We start from the raw sequence: 20,191 nt of genomic DNA on the forward strand, positions 1-20,191 counted from the left end.
GGGGCTGGTTATCTATTAGATGTTCAATATTACCCGAAGGTTACAGGGTTTAAAACCATAATTGCCGAAAACAGTAGTAAGGTCTTGTGTTCAAGATCATCATGGTGGTAAAAACGGCTTAATGCATGCAAAAGTGCCTATAAAAAAACGGGGCCTGCAGGCCCCGTTGGATGGATCGGATTTATCAGATTTATGCAACGTTTTTTAGTGCTGTCGAATGGTGCTTTCTCTTACTGCAATATAAATGTCCACTTGTCCACTCTCGTCCTCTCTGGCGAATTCATTGTACAGCTCGAAGTCACCGGAAAAGGTTCGTTCCAGCCCCTGCACAGACGCAGACCACTGCCATATGTGCTGCCACGCTTCGGCTACAACCTGATAAAGCGGTCCGTATTCGGTCCGGAAGACAGCATATCTGGCGGCAGGGAGGGTAACTGAAGACAGCCCATCCGGAATTTCTTCATCATGAGACACGGCGCTTCCCAGCAGAAAGGTATACTGTCCGAATACCCCATTTTCGTAGTCGGTGTAGCATCCGTAAATGGGACCCGCAGGCCTAACCTCCGTGCTTTCCTGAAAGAAGGAAGTCCACAGGCCAGGAATGAGGCCTTGTCCGGACATTTCTGCGGCGTTGGTTGTACGGACCGCTTTCCCGACCAGAATAAAGGCTTCTTTTTCAATAAATTTAAGAGGCTGTACTGACGAAGAGTGTGCTTCCGCTTCTTGAGCGGCCCAGCGCTTTAATAAAGGGAGTGAGTTGGACAGCATGCTTCTCGCAGCTTCCTCTTCCCAGCCTTCCTGCCGCAGAAAAGGGATGCTCAGCCGGATCATGTCCTCCATCGTAATGTCAGGCTGGGTAAAGCTCCCGTTCTGATAGCAGTATTTGCAGTATTCATAGACCAGGCTCCCGTTTGCAGCGGTACCTGCCAGCTCTTCACTGTGAATAGGCATACCGCAGCTTTGACATTGTTCATTAGTTATCATTTCATTTGCCTCCTTGGGACTGTATATTCTCCTACAGTATATAGAGGCGAACATGACAGCCTACTGTCATGTTCAGGTGGCGTCACCGTAATGATGCTGCATCTGCTGCACCATAGCGCGAATGCCGTCCCGTACGTGCGGTGGCTCTAGCACTTCCACATTTACGCCAAAGCTGAGGATAAACCTGTACAGCCAGTCATTTTCCGGGAAGTGGCATGTTACGATGGTTCTCCCGTCAACATGCTCCTCCAAAGTCTCGTGACCAAACCATTCTTCGGCAAGGTGGGCTCCGTCAGGACTGAAACGCAGCACCAGCCTTATCCGGTTATCCGGTTTGTTCCAGCTTTGCTGCCAGGGCAGCTCCTCAAGCACAATCGGCTCACGGGCAAATGTAAAGTCCTCGGCCATACTGACCTCACGCATCCGAATCAGCTTGAACATCCTGAACTGCTCGCGTTCCATACAGCGGCCGTACACGTACCATTGATGATGCTTCAGCACCAGCGTATAAGGCTCAAAGCTGCGCGAGCTTATCCGTCCCTCAGCGTCCTTGTAGCGAAAGTGGACAGGGTGAAGCCCGCTGATGGCTTGCTTGAGCAGAGTGAGGAGCTCTTGCAATTCCCCGCGACCGCCCCAATCGGAATAGTCCACGATAAATTGCTCGGTACGGAAACGAAAATGCTCCGCTCTGGATACGGGGATAATTTGCTGTATTTTCTCCAGCAGCAGGGAGGAACGGTCCGCCTCCGGATCGGAGGTTGCCAGGCTGCGCAGGGCGGTGACGATAGCGGCCAACTCTTCATCGTTAAGCAAAGCCCGGTCAAGACGGTAGCCTTCGCTCAGGCCGATTCCTCCGCCCGCACCCTGATAGGTCACTACAGGGATGCCTGCACGGGCAAGCGCGTCAATGTCGCGGTAAATGGTCCGCACGGATACTTCAAACCGCTCCGCGAGCTCCTTGGCTTGAATCATACGCCGGTTCAGTAAAAGGATGACAATGGCCAGCAGTCGATCTATTTTCACGATTTATCCGCTCCTCAGGTCTCAAATGCTTGTACATGATTATAAAGCCTTGGAAGCACGGCAAAAAGCCCTCCAGGACATGTATTGTCCTGAAGAGCTTGGGATAACGGATAAAAATTACTTGCTGCTCTGAATCATCTGACGCAGTACGGTTTGCAGAATGCCTCCGTTGTGGTAGTAATCGATATCCACCATGCTGTCGAGACGAGCCGTTACCGGGAACTCGAATTTCGTGCCATCCTCGCGCTTGGCGATTACAGTAAGAGTCTGACCCGGTTTCACTTCGTTGTCGAGACCCAGAATATCGAAGGTCTCTTGACCGTTCAGTCCGAGACTGGACCAGCCGTTGCCTTCCTGGAACTGCAGCGGCAGCACGCCCATGCCGACGAGGTTGCTGCGGTGAATGCGTTCAAAGCTTTCCGCGATGACGGCCTTCACACCAAGCAGGAAGGTACCTTTGGCTGCCCAGTCGCGGGAGCTGCCTGTGCCGTATTCCTTGCCGGCAATGACCACCAGATTCTGTCCTGCTTCCTGATATTTCATGGAAGCGTCGTAGATCGAAATGACTTCATCCGTAGGCAGATATTTGGTCACTCCGCCTTCCGTGCCAGGAGCTACCTGGTTGCGGATACGGATATTCGCGAACGTGCCGCGCATCATGACCTCGTGGTTGCCGCGGCGGGAACCGTAGGAGTTGAAGTCCTTGCGCTCCACGCCATGCTCCGTCAGGTATTTGCCTGCCGGGCTGTTCACGGCGATATTGCCCGCCGGGGAAATATGGTCAGTCGTTACGGAATCGCCCAGCAGCGCGAGCACGCGTGCGTTGCGGATTTCCTGAATATCCTTCACGCCGTCCTGCAGCCCTTCGAAGAATGGAGGGTTCTGGATGTAGGTGGAGTTCGAATCCCACTCATACAGCTCGCCTTCCGGAACGTCAATCGCGTTCCATTTCTCATTGGCTGTAAACACATTCTCATATTTCTTGCGGAACATATCCGGGCTGAGGGACAGGCTGATCGCTTCCTTGATTTCCTCGGAGGATGGCCAGATATCCTTCAGGTACACCGGCTGGTTCTCCTGGTCATAACCGATCGGATCGTTCTGCAGGTCGATGTTGACCGTTCCTGCCAGAGCGTATGCGACAACCAGCGGAGGAGAAGCCAGATAGTTGGCTTTAACCTGTGCATGGACACGCCCTTCGAAGTTCCGGTTGCCGGACAGAACGGCTGCAACCGTCATATCGTTATCGGCGATAGCCTGGCTGACTTCATCAGGCAGCGGACCGGAGTTGCCGATACATGTTGCGCAGCCGTAGCCTGCTACGTGGAAACCAAGCGCCTCAAGCGGCTCGATCAGACCGGCCTTTTGCAGATACTCGGTGACGACAAGCGATCCTGGAGTCAAGCTGCTCTTCACATAGCCAGGCTTCGTGAGGCCGCGCTGTACGGCTTTCTTGGCAAGCAGGCCTGCGCCCAGCATAACGCTCGGGTTGGAGGTGTTGGTGCAGCTGGTGATGGCTGCAATGACAACCGCGCCTGTAGCCAGCTCGCTTGTGGAGCCGTCTTTATGCGTAACGGGAACCTTCTGCGCGATTTTCTCGTCGCTCAGGCCGTAACCGCCTTTATCAACCGGCGTGCGAATGACGCCGTTAAAGTTTTCTTTCATATGAGTAAGCTCAATCCGGTCCTGCGGACGTTTTGGTCCGGCAAGGCTCGGCACCACGGACGCGAGATCCAGCTCGATCGTGTCGCTGAACACCGGATCAGGAGTGTCCGCCGTACGGAACATGCCTTGAGCTTTGTAATACTCTTCAACAAGCGCAACCTGCTCATCGCTGCGGCCGGTGCTGCGCAGATAAGCCAGAGTCTCAGCGTCTACAGGGAAGAAGCCGATCGTTGCGCCGTATTCCGGAGCCATGTTGGCAACTGTCGCGCGGTCTGCGAGGCTGATGTTCGCCAGGCCAGGTCCGTAAAATTCCACGAATTTGCCGACTACGCCCTTCTTGCGCAGCATTTCCGTAACGGTAAGCGCAAGGTCTGTTGCGGTGGAGCCTTCCGCAAGGCTGCCTGTCAGCTTGAAGCCAATGACATCAGGCGTTACGAAATAGAGCGGCTGGCCAAGCATACCCGCTTCAGCTTCGATACCGCCGACACCCCAGCCTACAACGCCAAGACCGTTGATCATGGTGGTATGGGAGTCTGTTCCGACCAGGGAATCCGGGAACACAACCGTCTCGCCGTCCACGGTTTTGGTCGCGGCCACGGAAGCCAGATACTCCAGGTTCACCTGATGCACGATACCGGTGGAAGGAGGAACGGCGCGGAAATTATCGAATGCCGTCTGTGCCCAGCGCAGGAAGCGGTAGCGCTCCTCGTTGCGCTCAAACTCAACGCTGATGTTGTAATCCAGCGCATCCTTGGAACCGAAGGCATCGACCATAACGGAGTGGTCGATAACCAGGTCAACCGGAACGAGCGGGTTGATTTGCTTCGGATCTCCGCCGGCTTTCTTCACGGTGTCCCGCATGGCCGCCAAATCGACGACAACCGGAACCCCGGTGAAATCCTGCAGCACGATGCGTGCAGGGATGAATGGAATTTCTTTATTGGCGTCACGATCTTCCGCCCACTTCGTCAGCTGCTTGACATGCTCTTCCGTAATGGCGCGTCCGTCGAACTGGCGCAGCGCGGCTTCCAGCAATACCTTGATGGAGAAAGGAAGCTTTGCTACCCCCGCCTCACCTTGCTCTTCCAGAGCCTTCAGGCTGTAGTAACGGTAAGACTTGCCGTTGACATCCAGGCTGCGGGCAATTGAAAACTGGTCTTTTCCTGACATTAAAGTACCTCCTCAGCAGAGTTGTTTCACTTGATGAAACTCTATTTCAAAATCAGTGCTTTTGTTATAAGTATACCGTTTTCATGCCTGTTCGTAAAGGGTTTTAAACCCCCCTTTCATAGGATTCCTTCTGCCTTCATACAGATAGTATAGGAATATTGTCCCGTGTGTCGGGCGAGCCAGGTCAGAAAAGGAGGAGAGGGCATGCTGCACCCGGATTGGAAGCAGGCATTATTCACATATGTCAACCAGTTCAACAGATGCGAGGTCGAATACGGTCCGCTCAAGGAGGAGAATGTGGTTACGGACCTGCACTTTCTGATGAAGAGAGGAGAGCGCATGGCCAGAATGAAGGATTGGCATCAGGAACGCGGCACCACTCCGCTTCACGCCGAGACGCGGGTCAAGCCGGAGCGCATGATCCGGGAGACGGATGCGGAGGTTGTGGCCGACGTCCTTCTCTATGTCCGCCTTTTTTATGACAAGGCCGGCATGACTCACCGGGAGGAGCGGGTGGAGCGCGAGCGCCTGACCTTCGGACGGGAAGGAACGGAATGGAAGGTCAGGCAGGTTGAGAGAGCGGACGGTGAGCGGCGGCTGTCCGGCGCGGAAGCGCCGTTTGAGCCTGCGGTGTACGTTCACGCCGAGAACATGCCGCTGCTCAATCACAATGTGCTCGGCTTTGGCACTGCGGCAAGACCGAGCAGATACCGCCGCGAGGAAGCTGCCGCCTACGCGGACCGGTGGTGGAACGGAGCCAACCCCGAGTTTGAAAATTTTGAAGTGAATTGTACCAATTTTGTCTCCCAATGTCTCTTTGCAGGGGGAGCGCCGATCCACTATACTGGTAAAAGAGAATCGGGCTGGTGGTATAAAGGAATGGCGAACGGACGCGAATTGTGGAGCTACAGCTGGGCCGTGGCGAACAGTCTGGGACTGTATCTGCGTTCCAGTACATGGGGGCTTACCGCCAGTGAAGTAGCAAGGCCCGATCAGCTGACGCTTGGAGATGTGATTCTGTATGACTGGGACGGAACGGGCAGATTTCAGCACAGCACGATTGTGACGGCTTTTGATGCGGGCGGCATGCCGCTCGTGAATGCCCAAACGGTTAGCGCGCGCCACCGATACTGGGATTATCGGGATTCCTATGCGTGGACGGAGAATACGGTCTATCGCTTCTACCATATAGCGGACCAGTTTTAACCAGCTGGCCCATTATCGGCCTGTTTTAAAGTTGAAGAAGGAAAGCGGAGGTACACATGGTTGAGAAGGTTTTGACCGTAGGCTTGGTATACGGGGGGAAGTCGGGCGAACACGAGGTCTCGCTGCAGACCGCATTTGCCGTTATGAATGCATTTGACTTCAGTAAATATAAAATTATTCCTTTTTATATTACGAAGCAGGGCGAGTGGAGAAAGGGAGAGGAGATGGACGGGCCGTTTGCGGAGGTCGGGGAGCTTAAGCTGGAGAGTGCCTTTGGCGGCACGAAGGCGGCCATGGATTCCCTATTCTCCAGACTTTACGGCGGGCCGGCGGGACCGGATATCATGTTTCCGCTGCTGCACGGCACCTTTGGCGAAGACGGGACGATCCAGGGGCTGTTTGAGATGGCTGATATGCCTTATGTGGGCGCTGGTGTCCTTGCTTCGGCTGCCGGGATGGATAAAGGCGTCATGAAGAAGCTGTTTGCCCAGGCGGGGCTTCCGCAGGTGAAATACTGTTATTTCAGCCATGCACAATGGAAAAACGGCCGCCACGGTCTCGTGCAGGAAATGGAGGATCAACTGGGTTATCCGAGCTTTGTTAAGCCTGCGAACCTGGGCTCCAGCGTCGGCATTTCCAAAGCGCGCAACAGAGAAGAGCTGGAGCAGGCCGTTGAATATGCGTTCCGCTACGACTTGAAGGTGATCGTCGAGGAGTTTGTCGATGCGCGCGAGATCGAGGTCAGCGTGCTCGGCAACGAAGAGCCGGTCGCGTCAGTGCCGGGCGAGATCGTATCTTCGGCGGAGTATTACGATTATACGGCCAAATATACGGACGGCCAGTCCGAGATGCTGATTCCCGCGCCGATCGACGCGGAGAAGGCGGAGCAGCTCCGCGAGGCGGCACTGCTTGCTTACCGCGCCATTGAAGGCTGCGGAATAACCCGCGCCGACTTTTTCCTGCGCAGGTCTGACGGCAAGATTCTGATCAATGAGGTCAATACGATGCCGGGCTTCACGCCGTACAGTATGTACCCGCTTTTGTGGCGAGAGACCGGGCTGTCCTACGCGGAGCTTCTGGACCGGATGATCAGCCTGGGGCTGGAGCGTTATGAACGCAGAGCGGAACTGAATTACGAGAACGTTTAACTGCAGGAATATGCCGGATGAAGGGAGTGTAGGCTCCCTTTTTCCGCTTCCTGAATTATTTTTAGAGGTTCATTTTATGGAAAAGAGGTGCCGCCCATGGGCTTCCAGACTGAATTTAATTCTGTATGCAAGTTTAAAAGCGAGCAGGAGCTGTACGAACTGCTGGAATACGGCCGCGGCAAAATGGTGAAAAGCGGTCTGCGCGTATTTCCGACCGGCCAGAAGGTGATTGCGTACAGCCCGGATAATACGGCGGTGGCGATCGTCAAAATTATGGGCTGCATCGCGGAGATCAATTTTCAGGGAGAGGAAGTCACGGAGGTTGAGATGGTGCTCGTCCGCAAGCTGAACGAAGAAGAGTCGCGGGTACAGACTGCCCTGGCTTATGAAATGTTTTTCGGGGAGCAGGCATCCTCCTGACGGGTTGAATCGCTGAAGCTTTTTCCGGGTAAGATTGGTAAGGAAGCCAGTCACGGCTAAAAGCTACAGCGGGAGGAAGCAGCATGAGGGTCCGGTTCGGATATGTGGCGATGTCCATGGTGATTAAAAATGCCTCGCCGTCGAGAACGATGACATTGACGAGTTTTAACAAGCTTGCGGACAGGGAAGCTGCCATCCGCAAGCTGGAGCGCATTGCGGAAGAGAATCTGCATAACACGCTCAGGCTGCTAAGGCATAACAGGGCGAATGGCATTGAGGTATACCGGTTTTCCTCCAAGCTGATCCCGCTGGCTACGCATGCCGATCTGCAGGACTGGGACCCGTTCACGGCCCTCCGTGCGGCATTCGCCGAGGTGGGGGATTATGTTAAGGCTCATCATATGAGGGTATCATTTCATCCGGATCATTTTACCGTTCTGAGTACCCCACGCCCGGAGGTGCTGGCCAGCTCGGTCCGCGATCTTCAACATCACGGCAGAATGCTGGATGCCATGGGGCTTGGCTCTGCGGCGAAGAACAACATTCATATTGGCGGTGCATATGGGGACAAGCGTGCTTCAGCAGCGCGATTTGAGGAGCATTTTGCCGGACTGGAGCGGGCTTTGCAGGAACGGCTCACCCTCGAGAACGACGATAAAACCTTTAATGCGGTCGAAACGCTGGAGGTATGCAGGCATACAGGGCTGCCGATGGTGCTCGATCTCCATCATCAATGGGTGAACAATGACGGAGAACGGCCGTGGGAGCTGTGGCCGGCTATTCAGAAGACATGGAGATCTCCTCTTGCCCAGGCGGGATCTCCCGCTGACCAGCCGCTGCCTCCCAAAATTCACATCTCCAGCCCCAAAAGCGAGCGTGACCCGCGGGGACATGCCGATGACGTGGAGCCCGGACCGGTGCTGGAGTTTTTACGGGCTGTCGCCGGTTCAACCCCCTGCCTGGATGTCATGATTGAGGCCAAGCGCAAGGACGAAGCGCTCTTTAATCTGGTGAGAGAGCTATCCAGGCATGAAGGGGACGGCGTTACCATGGCGGGTGGCGCAGCCGTCGACATTGAACCATAGACGCAGAACATCGGATTCGGATTTAGGCGAAACTTTGCATCGGGCATGGCGTATCCTGTTAAAGCATCAGAGTATTGCTCGATAGAATGATATAGAAAGTAGAGTGAGCGTTTTGATGGAGAATGGTGAAGAAAAGGTTCCCTATGTCGTATCAAGCAAAAGCTATACCGCAGTGGCGGTCAACGCCGCTTCCAAGGCGGGAGAATGGATCAAGAGCAGGCTGGGCACGGTCAAGCAGCTGAGCACGAAGCATTCGCCGCAGGATCTTGTAACCGAGGTGGATAAAGGGGCCGAGCAGATGATTCGCCGGCTGATCCTGACCCATTTTCCGGATCATGCCATCCTTGGTGAAGAAGGTGTGAAGCCTGGAGCAGAGGCGTCTGCCAAAGCGCTTGCCGCCGCGCTTGAAGAGGAGTATCTCTGGATTGTCGATCCGGTGGACGGGACTACCAATTTTGTGCACGGACTTCCCTTCTATTCCGTATCCATCGCCCTTGCACATAAGGGCGAGGTCATCGTGGGCGTTATTTATGACCCTTCGCGGGATGAGATGTTTGTGGCCGAGAAAGGCAAGGGCGTCTATGTTCATGGCAATCCCATGACCGTATCCGGTGAAGACCGCCTCTCTGACAGTCTGGTGGCTATCGGCTTTCCGCCGGACCCTGGCTTTGCCATGCCTGTCAACATGCGGGCTGTCCAGGCCTTGGCTCCGCAGGTCAGAAGCCTGCGCGCTGTTGGGTCCGCCGCACTGCATTTGGCTTATGTGGCGGCGGGAAGACTCAGCGCGTATACGGAGGTCGGCCTGAACGCCTGGGATCTGGCCGCGGGCGCGCTGCTGGTGCAGGAAGCGGGCGGCACCGTCACCGATACGCTTGGCCGGCCTTATGACCTCGGCGTTCGGCATGTGATCGCCAGCAATGGCGCGATCCATCAGGAGCTGGCTGCCGTCCTGAAGGAAGCGGGTGCAACCGGGCAGGAGTAATCCGGCCTGGCGGATACATGGCTGCGGCAATAACTGCTCATACTGAATTCACGGCCGCATGGTACGGCAGAAGGAGGAATGAAGTTATGGAACACCCGGAGGAGCTTGAACGCAGACTGCGCGATATGCTGACGGAAGGCGAGATGCAAACGGAGGATGAGAAAGAGCGGGAACGTGCGAATCTCTCGCCCAAGTACGAAGTCCGCATTCAGACCCGGCTTGACCCGATTGTTGAGCATACGCTGAAGTACCGCAGCATGGCCAAGGAACTGGACGGCCGCTACGATGATTACATGAAACGAGCGCAGCGCTCGAAGCCCGCGGATGAGCGGGAACAAAAATGAAAGATATGGTACATTTTGTGAAAATACCTCTTGCCGAAGTCCAGGGCATGGGGTATTTTTTTAAGATCAGGATTTATCAAGTTATCCGGAGCTCCTATCCCCGCACCGCACGAAACGTGAAGGAGGAGATATGATGGCGCATATATTTAAAAACGCTTTCATACATGCTGGGATTCATCGCAAGATGATGCTGCTCATTTCGATGCTGATGCTCGTCAGCTTTATTATTTTTGCGGCGGTGTTGGGTTATGTGTTTCGGATTTATGATGAACAAATGTATCTCAAGACGTCTGAAGTGCTCAATATGTCCTCCATCGGGATAGAAAATCAGCTCAAGGACATGGAGCAGCTCACCTTCAAGGTGGTGTCCGATGAGCCTCTGCAGGAATATCTCCGGCAGCTGAAGAGAGAGACGTCTCCTTATGAGAAGCTGGTGCTGCGCAAGAAGATAACGAACCGGCTGATTGCGTTCGCAGGATCGGAGAAATATGTATATTCCATGATGCTCATCGACAATCAGCGTTATGTCATGTCCGCAGGCAATCGGGAGGATATGTCCGAAGGGCTGCAGTCAGACCTGATCAGGCTGGCGGAGGGAAAAAGCGGCTCCAACACCTGGTATGCCAGCGGGCAATCTTCGCTGTTCGCGGTCCGGCAGATCAAATCCTTCACGGACTCCTCTTTTTCTCTGGAAGGTCTGGGGACTTTGGTTGTGCGCATCCGGATTGACCGGATCGTCAACGACCGTGTGCATGATGAGGATACCGGTCAGCTCATCATCACGGACGGGACACAAATCATTTACCCGGAAAAACCCCTGCTTCACCCGGATGAGCTCAAAGCCGAGCTGGGGAGGGAGCAGCCGTACGGAATCGGCACTTATGCGGAAGGAACGTATTTTACAGCACAGGCACGCTCTTCCTACACAGATTGGACTTACCTGCATACAACCCCGTTTGACGATATGTTTCGCAGTATCTCAATCATTAAGCAGTTGATTACCGTCATTTTTATTCTATTGCTTCTTATTGCACTGGCTTTGGCCGCAAGGCTGTCAGGCAGCATTACGAGGCCGATTCACCAGCTGATCGGGCAAATGCGCAATATCGAGAAAGGCGACCTGGACAGGCTTGAGGAAGAAGCCCTCGGACTGATTCCTTCAACCTCTCACGGCGAAGTGCGGCTGCTGCACCGGACCTACAGGAAGATGATCAGGCGTATCCGCGAGTTGATTAACGAGAATTATGCCAAACAGCTGCTGCTGCGTGAAACAGAATTGAAAGCGCTTCAGGCACAGATCAACCCTCATTTTTTATACAACACACTTGAATCGGTCAATTGGCTGGCCAAGGTGAACAAGCAGCATAAAATATCGGAAATGGTGGAGGCGCTCGGCTTTCTGCTGCGCAGCGCCGTAAGCTTCCGGGAGCAGCTGATCCCGCTTGCAAAGGAGCTGGACATTGTCCGCAGTTATGTCACGATCCAAACGACCCGGTTTGAAGAACGTCTCCGGTTCAACCTGGATATTGCGGAAGGGCTGGATAAAGCCCTTATCCCCAAGCTGACACTGCAGCCCCTGGTGGAGAATGCCATTCACTATGCGCTTGAGCCGAATATTGATCCATGCACCATTACAATTACTGCGTATGAGGAAAATGGCGTGCTGCTCGTCAGGGTGCAGGATGACGGTCCCGGCATGAGCGGCGAATTCCTTGCCAGGCTGCGCAGCGGACAGATCCGCACACGCGGACAGGGCATCGGTCTGAACAATATTCAGGAACGGATCCAACTGACCTTTGGACCGCAATGGGGGCTAGAGCTGGACAGCGGGCCGGATGAAGGAACGACGGTCACGATAAGGATTCCTTTACTCGAAGGGGGAGAAAAGCTTGTACAAAGTGCTGCTGGTTGATGATGAGCGAGTCATTCTGGACGGCATTTCACAGGTTGTGGACTGGAGCGGCGCCGGCACCCGGCTGGTCGGAACGGCCCGCAACGGCATCGAGGCCTTTGACCAGATCCGTACAGTTCAGCCCGATATTGTGATCAGCGATATTTCCATGCCCGGCCTGGACGGCATCGGTCTTGTCGCCAAGACACATGAGCAATTCCCGGATATCCGGTTTATCATGCTGTCCGGCTACAAGGATTTTGATTATGCCTGCCGGGCAATGCAGTACGGTGTGAAACATTATCTGCTGAAGCCATGCAATGAGCAGCAAATTCAGGAGGCGCTGGCGGAGCTGCTGACAGAGCGAAAGGAACAGCATGAGCGGGAAACCTTCGTCAATCGCATGAAGCAGGATTTCCGCAAAATGCTGCCTCACGTCAAAGAGCAGTTTCTCAGGGAGCTTGTCACCAACAAAACCTATGGCAGCCGTGAACTCGAATATTACCAGCAGTTGTTCGGCCTTGAGCTGCGCGGGCAGGATGTCAGAATGCTGCTGCTGCGGCTGGAGGAAGCGCATGAGCCTGAGCATTTGTTTGCGCTGCAGAATATTGCCTCTGATCTGCTGCAGAACGTGCTTTTCAGCACAACGATTGAAGGTCAGCTGCTAATTGTCGTGGAGAATCCGGGCGACTCGGCAGGGCTCATCAGGGATATTGAGACGGTCAGGGCCACATTCAGCAGGTTTTACAAGCTGGAGGTGACGGCTGCGGTCAGCGAAGGCGACCGGATGCTGCATGCAAGGCGATTGTATAGGGAGACGCTGCATTGCATGAATCACCGTTTTTATACGGGCAAAGGCAGCCTGATTACCAAGGAGGATATCGCCCCGGCGGAGGCCAGGGAGAACGCGGACTTTGAAATGGATGAAGACAAATTTTGCCTGCTGGTCAAGGCGGGCAATGTCGAGGAAGCGGCGGCCGAGGTGCAGCGCCTGTTCACCATCATGGCACAGCAGAGGTATGAAATCACAGTCACCCGTTCCTATGTGCTGCAGCTGTACGCTGCGATGATCCGCGTCTGTCCGCAGGAGGAACGTCCGCTATTTACGGCGCGAATGGCGGAGCTGGCGGAGATCGGGACGCTGCCCGCTTTGCAGGCTTTTGTGAAAGACGCGGTGGAGCGATTAACGTCCATGTACTACAAGCGGAATATTTACCGCCAATCCTCCACGGTGGAGAAGATGCTCCTCATTATCGAGGAGAACTATGCCAATTCCGAACTTTCGCTCAACGGCGTCGCCAGCCAGATGCTGTATATGAATTCCGATTATCTCGGCAAAATATTCAAAAAAGTCACGGGAGAAACCTTCTCACACTACGTGAACCGCTTCCGGATTGAACGGGCAGCCGAGTACATCCGCAGCAGCGGAGATGTGAAGGTGTTCGAGCTGGCTGAAATGTTCGGGTTTGGCGGCAATGCGCAGTATTTCAGCCAGGTGTTCAAGAAGTGGACCGGCATGACACCGTCCGAGTATATTAAAGCTCATGATTAGAATACAGAGGGGCAGGCTCAGGGTGTGAGCAGGCCCCTCTGTTTTTTGAAGGTTCGAGGCCGGATTTGTGTATTCAAAACAGCGGGACGATTTGAGACAATACATCCAGGAGCAAATGAAAGCGTTAACAAATAACTATGGGATACATCGGTTGGGCTCCACAATTATGGCGAAAAGGGGAGAGCTACATGAAGAAAAAGAGTCTCTTGGCGGTCATGGTTCTCATGCTCATGCTGACTGCAGCCTGCGGTGGCGGGGGAGGAAGCGGCAATAATTCCGGGCAAAGTTCAGGTGATGGACAGGTTACACTGCGCATTGCCTGGTGGGGGTCGGATAAGCGCAATGAGTACACGCAGAAGGTTATCGATTTGTACAAGCAAAAGCATCCAAACGTGAAAATCGACGTGGAATACGCCTTGTTCGACGACTACTGGAAAAAGCTCGCGCCACAGGCGGCGGCCAATCAACTGCCTGACATCATCCAGATGGACGTGTCTTATATCACCCAGTATGCGAAAAACGGGCAGCTTGAGGATCTGGGGCCTTATGTAAACCAATCGATTCAGCTTGGAGATGTGGCTGAAAACGTTTTGCAAACGGGGATCGTTGAAGGCAAGCAGTATGGAATTCCTACCGGGGTCAATGTGTTGGGATATCATTATGATCCTGCCAAGTTGAAGGAGACCGGGCTGGAAATTCCGGAGAACTGGACCTGGGATCAGTACAAAGAGCTGAACAAACAGGCAGGGGCAAAAGGTGTATATTTCGATAGCGGCATGCAGCCGGATATTTTCTTCAATTACTTCCTCCGTACCAAAGGCCTGTCGCTGTACAATGCGGAAGGCAACGCGCTGGGATACGATGACGACAAGCTGTTCGTAGATTTCTTCGGTGCGATGGCTGAGAACATTAAGAACGGCGGCACACCATCACCGGAAATTACTAGCCAGACCAAAGGCATTCTGGAAGAGAACCAGATTGTAAAGGGCAAAGGCATCGGCGAATGGCAGTGGTCCAATCAATATGTGGCATTGCAGCAGGTAGCCGACAAACCGATGGAACTGGCTCCGATGTTCGGTCCGGATATGGAAAAAGGAATCTACATGCAGCCCTCGATGTACTGGTCCATTGCCTCAAGCTCCAAAGTGAAGGAAGAGGCGGCCAAGTTTATCGAATTCTTCATCAATGATGTGGAAGCCAACAAGCTGATCAAGGGGGAGCGGGGCGTGCCGATCTCCAGCAAGATCAAGGAAGCGATCGCATCTGAGCTGAGTGAACCGACACAGCAGGTATTTGACTTTGTCGCCGCTATGGAGCCGAAGGCTTCGCCGATGAGCCCTCCGCCTCCGGTTGGTTCACCTGAAGTGATCGCAGCCCTGGCGGACTATGTGGAACAGGTCAGTTTCGGTCAAATGACGCCTGAGGATGCGGCAGCCAAGTTCCGCGCCGATGCGAATGGCATCCTGGCCAACAATATGTAGTCTGACGGATAAACAACAGCACGGCTCCGCATGAAGGGCAGGCTTTGGGGACAGACGTCCGCTGCCTGTCCCTTATGCGCCGTACGAAACAACGTGATATACCGTGTGCCCGGCTCTCGCGGGGAGCCGGACGCATTTAAGGAGGTTGATGCTTTTGACGCGCAAGTCTATGCTCAGGGCAGATTTGACAGGGTATGCTTTTATTAGCCCGTTCATCATCGGCTTTCTGGCTTTTACGTTCATTCCCATGCTCATTTCACTGTATCTTTCCTTTACGAGCTACAATCTGTTCACTTCGCCCCGTTGGATAGGGCTGGGCAATTACGAAAAAATGTTTACAGGCGATCCGAAATATTGGACTTCTATTAGAGTTACTTTTACTTACGTATTCCTCGGGGTGCCTTTAAGACTGATATTTGCTTTGTTCATCGCCATGATTCTGAATACAAAATCCCGTATGGTAGGGGCCTATCGGACCATGTATTATCTGCCTTCCATTATCGGGGGCAGCGTGGCCGTGTCCATTATGTGGCGTAATATTTTCAGCAACGAGGGTATTATCAACAAGCTGCTGGGGCTGTTCGGTGCAGGTCCTGTGCGCTGGTTCGGGGATCCTGACGCCGCCCTGGTCATGCTGATCGCGCTGTCTGTATGGCAGTTCGGGTCCTCCATGCTTATTTTTCTGGCAGGACTGAAAAACATTCCTCACGAGATGTACGAGGCCTCCAGTGTGGACGGCGCCAGTCCGGTGCGCAAATTTTTCAGCATCACACTGCCCTTGCTCAGCCCGATCATACTCTTCAACCTGATCATGCAGACGATCAGCGCTTTCATGACCTTTGTGCCGGCATATATCATTTCCAAAGGCGAAGGCGGTCCGCTGGACGGGACGATGCTTTATTCGCTGTATCTGTTCCGCCAGGCGTTCATGTTTAACAACATGGGTTATGCCTCCGCCATGGCGTGGGTGATGCTGATCATCATCGGGATTTTGACGGCGGTCCTGTTCATAACCTCTAAATATTGGGTGTTCTACGAAACGGAAAGGGGGCGCTGAATTATGGTCTGGAAAACGGTCAAATGGCCTCTTTACCATGTGCTTGTAGCCGCGCTGGCCATAGCGATGCTCTATCCGGTGATCTGGATGCTGTTCAGTTCGTTCAAGGAAAGCCGCACCATTTTCGTTACGGCAGGCACGCTGTGGCCCGCAGAATGGAAGTGGGAGAATTACCCGATTGGCTGGCAGGGTGTCTCCGGTTACAGCTTCGGCAAGTATATTTATAACTCGCTTGTGCTTGTTGTCATTTCGACCATCGGGGCGGTCATATCCTCTTCACTGATCGCATTCGGTTTTGCCCGTCTACGCTTCCGGGGGCGAAACTTCTGGTTTGCGCTCATGATGGTGACGCTGATGCTGCCGCATGACGTGGTGCTTGTGCCGCAGTATGTCATCTTTTCCAAGCTGGGCTGGCTGAATACGATCCTGCCCATCGTCGTGCCCGCCTTTTTCGGGATGCCGTTCTTCATCTTCCTGATGATCCAGTTTATCCGCACGATTCCAAGCGAACTGGATGAGGCGGCCACAATTGACGGATGCGGCAAATTCCGGCTGTATGCGCAAATTATTTTGCCTCTGCTGAAATCATCGCTTGCCACAGCGGCTATCTTTTCCTTCTACTGGAGATGGGAGGATCTGCTGGGACCGGTGCTCTATCTGAACTCTCCGGAAAAATATACGGTATCCATGGCGCTGAAAATGTTCCTCGACAGTGAAGCGGCCTCCAACTGGGGCGGGATGTTCGCCATGTCCATCGTGAGTCTGGTTCCGGTCATTGTCGTATTTTTCTTATTCCAAAAGCAGATTGTTGAAGGAATGAGCACCAGCGGGTTGAAGGGGTAATAGGTAAACGGCTGAACCTGGAAGGAATATGGGTGAAGAAAGGAGAGCAGAAATGAAAAATGCGGAAGCGGCAGGCCTGCCGACATTGGACAGCGGGCAGGCGCAGCAGGTTGGGAAGCAGGCGGATAGGGATCAGGAGCTAAGCCTGGCGGAAGGCTGGAGGTTCGACTTCGGGCCGGGTGATGCGGCAGAGGGTTATAGGTCTGTTACGCCTGACTGCAGGTATAATGCAGATAAAGGGTATGGCTTTGAAGCCGGTGGAAGCGTTTACGGACGAGACCGGCGTTTGCAGGATGACTGGGGAATGACAGCTGAGGCTGGCAGTATGGCCGCCCCCGAAGGGGATGCGGTGGGGACACGTCTCCGGGCCAGCTTCTGTATCCCTCTTGGCGCCGTTTTCCGTGTTGATCTGCCAGATGGCACCTATATGGTGACCCTGCTGGCCGGAGATGAGCTGGCAGATACGCATACGGTGGTCAAAGCGGGGGGCAGCAAACGCATGCTTCCGCCCGTCCGGACGGTTGCAGGGCAGTTCGTGGAGCATCGCTTCTCCGTTCCGGTATATGGGGGCATGCTGCGGCTGGCCTTTTTGGGCAAGGCGCCGCGTGTGAATGCGCTGGAAATCGTGCCCGCTCCACAGACGCTGACCCTCTTTCTGGCGGGCGACTCCACCGTCACGGATCAGCCTGCTTCCGGTTATCCGTACGCAGGCTGGGGACAGATGCTGCCCGCTCTGTTCAAGCATGATGTATGTGTGGACAATCACGCGGTTTCAGGCAGGAGCTCGCGCAGCTTTATTGAAGAAGGCCGGCTGGATGCGCTGCTGACCCGCTTGAAGGCGGGCGATTTTCTGCTGATCCAGTTCGGGCATAACGATGAGAAGGCCGATCCGCAGCGGAGCACGGATGCGCATACGACGTATAAGGAATATTTGCGCAGATATATTGATGCTGCCCGGGCGGTGCAGGCTCACCCGATTCTGATTACACCGGTGCAGCGGAGATATTTTGACGAAGAGGGACGTCTGCTGGACACGCATGGGGAGTACATACCTGCCGTGCGGGAATTGGCCGGGGAATGCGGCGTGCCGCTGATCGATCTGGCGGAGAAAACACGCGCCCTGCTGGAGCAAGCCGGGCCGGAGGGCAGCAAGGAGCTGTTTATGTGGACGCTGCCGGGGGAATATTTGAATTTTCCCGCCGGGACAGAGGATAACACCCATTTTCAGGAGACGGGTGCGGCCAGGATTGCGGTGCTGGTGGCAGAGGCCGTGCGCGAGCTTCGTCTTCAGCCTTTGCTGATGTATTTGAGATAACAGGGAGTTATACACTGATGCAGATTAATGAACGGAAGGAGCTGTTGGAAATGCCGGCACTTGTTTTTGAAGAGGAGCATGTAAGACAGGTCATTGATCGGGTGGTAGAAAGAACCTTTAATATGGATTTCAGCTGGGACTGGCCCGGCGGGGTGGCATTTTACGGGGTGTGCGAAGCATATGATGCCACGGGGAAGGAGGAATACCTGCACAAGCTGAAGGCTTGGGTGGATGAAAATATCGAGGACGGTCTGCCGAAGCTGTCGGTGAACGGGGTGTCCATTGGACACTGCCTGCTGACGCTGTATCAGGCGACCAATGACGAGACGTATCTGAATATTGCCAAGGAAATGGCCGAATTTTTGGCCCACAAGGCGGAGCGGTTCGCGGATGGCATTTTCCAGCATACGGTCAATTCGCTGCATGATGTGTTTCCGCAGCAGGCGTGGGTGGATACGATGTTTATGGCCGGGTATTACCTGCTTAGAATCGGTCATTTGCTGGACAATAAGGAATACTTCGACGACGGCCTGAAGCAGTATCACGGCCACGAGGAATTTCTGCAGGACCCGGATACGAATCTGTATTATCATGGCTGGGACCATGTGAACCAGAATCATATGTCCGGCATGTATTGGGCACGCGGCAATTCCTGGGCGGCCTTGACGATGGCCAAAGCGCTGAAGCTGATCGAGGTGCAGCATCCGTCCTATATGATCATCGCCGGATCTCTGCGCGATCAAATGAGTGCCCTTGTCCGTCTGCAGTCGCCGGAAGGCCTGTGGCATACGGTTCTGGATGACGAGACCTCCTATCTGGAAGTTTCGGGCTCAGCGGGCATTGCAACGGCGCTGCTGATGCAGGGCCGGCTGTACAATAAATATTCGCAGAAGGCCATTGACGGCATTCTGTCCCGCATCAAGGAGGACGGTACAGTTACAGGCGTGTCGGCAGGAACGGCCGTCATGAACGATATCGACGGCTACCGGGAAGTGCCTTACAAGCGGATTCAAGGCTGGGGCCAGGGTCTTGCGCTGGCGTTTCTGGCGGAGCTGCTGCGCACGAAAGAAAATCCTTTTGGATGATGACTGGGTATTTGCATGACGGCGGGTATTTGGGATGAGGCAAAGTTTTCGGTAAGGCAAAGGAGGCGTGAGCATGAATGCTGGAGCATTGAACAAGCAGAACAAGGGAAGCTGCTTCTGGGTCATCCCTGACGGCTACATTCCGCCGGACAGCAGCGGAGAACTGGTGAGCCATGAGAGCATCTGTGTTCTGAACTGCGAGGATGAGGCGGCACAGCTGCGGATTCATATTTATTTCGAGGACCGTGAGCCGCTGGAAGGAATTGAGGAAATCGTTGAGGGGAAGCGGACCCGCCATATCCGAACCTCGTCGCTTGCGAAGGATGGCGAACGGATTCCGGAGGCAGTGCCTTACGCGATCACGGTTGAGAGCGATGTGCCGGTGTTCGTTCAGTACAGCAGGCTCGATACAACCCAACCGGAGCTGGCCTTGATGAGTGTGATGGCCTATCCGGCGGATAAGTGAAATAATATAGCTGCAAAAGCATAAGGGGAGCCTCGAAGGGCCTATTGGTCTGGGGCTCTCCCTTCTATTAAATCAATTGCTGCGCGATCTCCCAAATATGTCCGTCTGGATCGGCGAAGCTGGCGGTGCGCACTCCCCATGGCCTGTCCATAGGGCCGTTAAGAAGAGCGACACCGCGTAACTTCAATTCGGCACAGACAGCATCCACGGCGTCTATACGGATAGTGAACTGGAAGCGCGACCCGGCTTCACGGCTTGCAACTGCCTCGGGTGCTATAAGCCCCTTCGCGGCGGGAATGACAAGCAAATTAATGCTCATATTGGCGAAGTCAAATACGGCGGAGTTATCGTCTTCATAGACGGCGGAAAGGCCGAAGACCTCTTGATAAAACGACTTTGAAGCATGCAGATCCTCAACGAACAGAGTAATGACATTAATGCTCTGAGACCCTAAAGCAGTCATTTCTACACCTC

18 protein-coding genes are annotated in these 20,191 nt (G+C 54.2%); 14 read left to right on the top strand and 4 right to left on the bottom strand.

Features of this window, described 5'->3' with window-relative positions:
* Window positions 1-204 precede the first annotated feature (204 nt).
* The 3 genes from ACE5KN_RS17665 to acnA all read right to left on the bottom strand — a co-directional run bounded on the left by ACE5KN_RS17665 (window position 205) and on the right by acnA (window position 4,842).
* Window positions 205-984 (bottom strand): zinc ribbon domain-containing protein, encoded by a 780-nt coding sequence (locus tag ACE5KN_RS17665; protein WP_375526734.1) that lies wholly within the window; start codon window positions 982-984, stop codon window positions 205-207.
* Between the two features lie 72 nt (window positions 985-1,056).
* Window positions 1,057-2,007, bottom strand: a complete 951-nt coding sequence (locus ACE5KN_RS17670) for a helix-turn-helix transcriptional regulator (protein ID WP_375526733.1) — start codon at window positions 2,005-2,007, stop codon at window positions 1,057-1,059.
* 117 nt (window positions 2,008-2,124) lie between these two features.
* Entirely contained in the window at window positions 2,125-4,842 is a 2,718-nt protein-coding gene (acnA, locus tag ACE5KN_RS17675) for an aconitate hydratase AcnA (RefSeq protein WP_375526732.1), read from the bottom strand.
* A 204-nt stretch (window positions 4,843-5,046) separates the two neighbouring features.
* Between acnA and ACE5KN_RS17680 the strand changes: the two genes are divergently transcribed.
* From ACE5KN_RS17680 to ACE5KN_RS17745, 14 genes are all read left to right on the top strand, one after another.
* Window positions 5,047-6,048 carry an amidase domain-containing protein gene (locus ACE5KN_RS17680; RefSeq protein WP_375526731.1) on the top strand — a complete coding sequence of 334 codons (1,002 nt, stop codon included), beginning with the start codon at window positions 5,047-5,049 and terminating at the stop codon, window positions 6,046-6,048.
* 56 nt (window positions 6,049-6,104) lie between these two features.
* A complete protein-coding gene (locus tag ACE5KN_RS17685) occupies window positions 6,105-7,196 on the top strand; it encodes a D-alanine--D-alanine ligase (protein ID WP_375526730.1) in 1,092 nt (363 codons plus the stop codon).
* Window positions 7,197-7,292: 96 nt separating this feature from the next.
* Window positions 7,293-7,616: a hypothetical protein gene (locus ACE5KN_RS17690; RefSeq protein ID WP_355325252.1), complete on the top strand. Its 324-nt coding sequence runs from the start codon at window positions 7,293-7,295 to the stop codon at window positions 7,614-7,616.
* Between the two features lie 83 nt (window positions 7,617-7,699).
* The gene (uvsE, locus tag ACE5KN_RS17695) at window positions 7,700-8,701 is read left to right on the top strand and encodes a UV DNA damage repair endonuclease UvsE (protein WP_375526729.1); all 1,002 of its coding nucleotides are present in this window, start codon (window positions 7,700-7,702) and stop codon (window positions 8,699-8,701) included.
* A 115-nt stretch (window positions 8,702-8,816) separates the two neighbouring features.
* Complete coding sequence (locus ACE5KN_RS17700) at window positions 8,817-9,683, top strand: inositol monophosphatase family protein (RefSeq protein ID WP_375526810.1); 867 nt, start codon at window positions 8,817-8,819, stop codon at window positions 9,681-9,683.
* Between the two features lie 86 nt (window positions 9,684-9,769).
* Complete coding sequence (locus tag ACE5KN_RS17705; RefSeq protein ID WP_375526728.1) at window positions 9,770-10,027, top strand: hypothetical protein; 258 nt, start codon at window positions 9,770-9,772, stop codon at window positions 10,025-10,027.
* Between the two features lie 133 nt (window positions 10,028-10,160).
* Complete coding sequence (locus tag ACE5KN_RS17710) at window positions 10,161-11,939, top strand: sensor histidine kinase (protein WP_375526727.1); 1,779 nt, start codon at window positions 10,161-10,163, stop codon at window positions 11,937-11,939.
* Window positions 11,917-13,470, top strand: a complete 1,554-nt coding sequence (locus ACE5KN_RS17715; protein ID WP_375526726.1) for a response regulator transcription factor — start codon at window positions 11,917-11,919, stop codon at window positions 13,468-13,470. The genes ACE5KN_RS17710 and ACE5KN_RS17715 overlap by 23 nt, the downstream gene beginning before the upstream one ends.
* Window positions 13,471-13,658: 188 nt before the next feature.
* On the top strand, window positions 13,659-14,951 hold the full coding sequence (locus ACE5KN_RS17720; protein WP_375526725.1) for an ABC transporter substrate-binding protein: 1,293 nt from the start codon (window positions 13,659-13,661) through the stop codon (window positions 14,949-14,951).
* 148 nt (window positions 14,952-15,099) lie between these two features.
* Complete coding sequence (locus ACE5KN_RS17725; RefSeq protein WP_375526809.1) at window positions 15,100-16,008, top strand: carbohydrate ABC transporter permease; 909 nt, start codon at window positions 15,100-15,102, stop codon at window positions 16,006-16,008.
* A 3-nt stretch (window positions 16,009-16,011) separates the two neighbouring features.
* The gene (locus ACE5KN_RS17730; RefSeq protein ID WP_375526724.1) at window positions 16,012-16,851 is read left to right on the top strand and encodes a carbohydrate ABC transporter permease; all 840 of its coding nucleotides are present in this window, start codon (window positions 16,012-16,014) and stop codon (window positions 16,849-16,851) included.
* 52 nt (window positions 16,852-16,903) lie between these two features.
* Window positions 16,904-18,166 carry a rhamnogalacturonan acetylesterase gene (locus tag ACE5KN_RS17735; protein ID WP_375526723.1) on the top strand — a complete coding sequence of 421 codons (1,263 nt, stop codon included), beginning with the start codon at window positions 16,904-16,906 and terminating at the stop codon, window positions 18,164-18,166.
* 50 nt (window positions 18,167-18,216) lie between these two features.
* Complete coding sequence (locus ACE5KN_RS17740) at window positions 18,217-19,251, top strand: glycoside hydrolase family 88/105 protein (protein WP_375526808.1); 1,035 nt, start codon at window positions 18,217-18,219, stop codon at window positions 19,249-19,251.
* A gap of 73 nt (window positions 19,252-19,324) precedes the next feature.
* Window positions 19,325-19,717: a sensory rhodopsin transducer gene (locus ACE5KN_RS17745; protein WP_375526722.1), complete on the top strand. Its 393-nt coding sequence runs from the start codon at window positions 19,325-19,327 to the stop codon at window positions 19,715-19,717.
* 67 nt (window positions 19,718-19,784) lie between these two features.
* Here the strand turns inward: ACE5KN_RS17745 and ACE5KN_RS17750 are convergent, their stop codons facing one another.
* Window positions 19,785-20,180, bottom strand: a complete 396-nt coding sequence (locus ACE5KN_RS17750) for a VOC family protein (RefSeq protein ID WP_375526721.1) — start codon at window positions 20,178-20,180, stop codon at window positions 19,785-19,787.
* Window positions 20,181-20,191: the final 11 nt, after the last annotated feature.

The organism is Paenibacillus terreus, from assembly GCF_042138595.1.
Lineage (GTDB): Bacteria > Bacillota > Bacilli > Paenibacillales > Paenibacillaceae > Paenibacillus > Paenibacillus terreus.

Excerpts from the sequence above, each read along its gene's own strand:
- ACE5KN_RS17665 (WP_375526734.1), bottom strand. The coding sequence starts at position 984 with ATGATAACTAATGAACAATGTCAAAGCTGCGGTATGCCTATTCACAGT.
- acnA (WP_375526732.1), bottom strand. The coding sequence starts at position 4,842 with ATGTCAGGAAAAGACCAGTTTTCAATTGCCCGCAGCCTGGATGTCAAC.
- ACE5KN_RS17680 (WP_375526731.1), top strand. The coding sequence starts at position 5,047 with ATGCTGCACCCGGATTGGAAGCAGGCATTATTCACATATGTCAACCAG.
- ACE5KN_RS17685 (WP_375526730.1), top strand. The coding sequence starts at position 6,105 with ATGGTTGAGAAGGTTTTGACCGTAGGCTTGGTATACGGGGGGAAGTCG.
- ACE5KN_RS17690 (WP_355325252.1), top strand. The coding sequence starts at position 7,293 with ATGGGCTTCCAGACTGAATTTAATTCTGTATGCAAGTTTAAAAGCGAG.
- uvsE (WP_375526729.1), top strand. The coding sequence starts at position 7,700 with ATGAGGGTCCGGTTCGGATATGTGGCGATGTCCATGGTGATTAAAAAT.
- ACE5KN_RS17700 (WP_375526810.1), top strand. The coding sequence starts at position 8,817 with ATGGAGAATGGTGAAGAAAAGGTTCCCTATGTCGTATCAAGCAAAAGC.
- ACE5KN_RS17705 (WP_375526728.1), top strand. The coding sequence starts at position 9,770 with ATGGAACACCCGGAGGAGCTTGAACGCAGACTGCGCGATATGCTGACG.
- ACE5KN_RS17710 (WP_375526727.1), top strand. The coding sequence starts at position 10,161 with ATGGCGCATATATTTAAAAACGCTTTCATACATGCTGGGATTCATCGC.
- ACE5KN_RS17720 (WP_375526725.1), top strand. The coding sequence starts at position 13,659 with ATGAAGAAAAAGAGTCTCTTGGCGGTCATGGTTCTCATGCTCATGCTG.
- ACE5KN_RS17725 (WP_375526809.1), top strand. The coding sequence starts at position 15,100 with ATGCTTTTGACGCGCAAGTCTATGCTCAGGGCAGATTTGACAGGGTAT.
- ACE5KN_RS17730 (WP_375526724.1), top strand. The coding sequence starts at position 16,012 with ATGGTCTGGAAAACGGTCAAATGGCCTCTTTACCATGTGCTTGTAGCC.
- ACE5KN_RS17735 (WP_375526723.1), top strand. The coding sequence starts at position 16,904 with ATGAAAAATGCGGAAGCGGCAGGCCTGCCGACATTGGACAGCGGGCAG.
- ACE5KN_RS17740 (WP_375526808.1), top strand. The coding sequence starts at position 18,217 with ATGCCGGCACTTGTTTTTGAAGAGGAGCATGTAAGACAGGTCATTGAT.
- ACE5KN_RS17745 (WP_375526722.1), top strand. The coding sequence starts at position 19,325 with ATGAATGCTGGAGCATTGAACAAGCAGAACAAGGGAAGCTGCTTCTGG.
- ACE5KN_RS17750 (WP_375526721.1), bottom strand. The coding sequence starts at position 20,180 with ATGACTGCTTTAGGGTCTCAGAGCATTAATGTCATTACTCTGTTCGTT.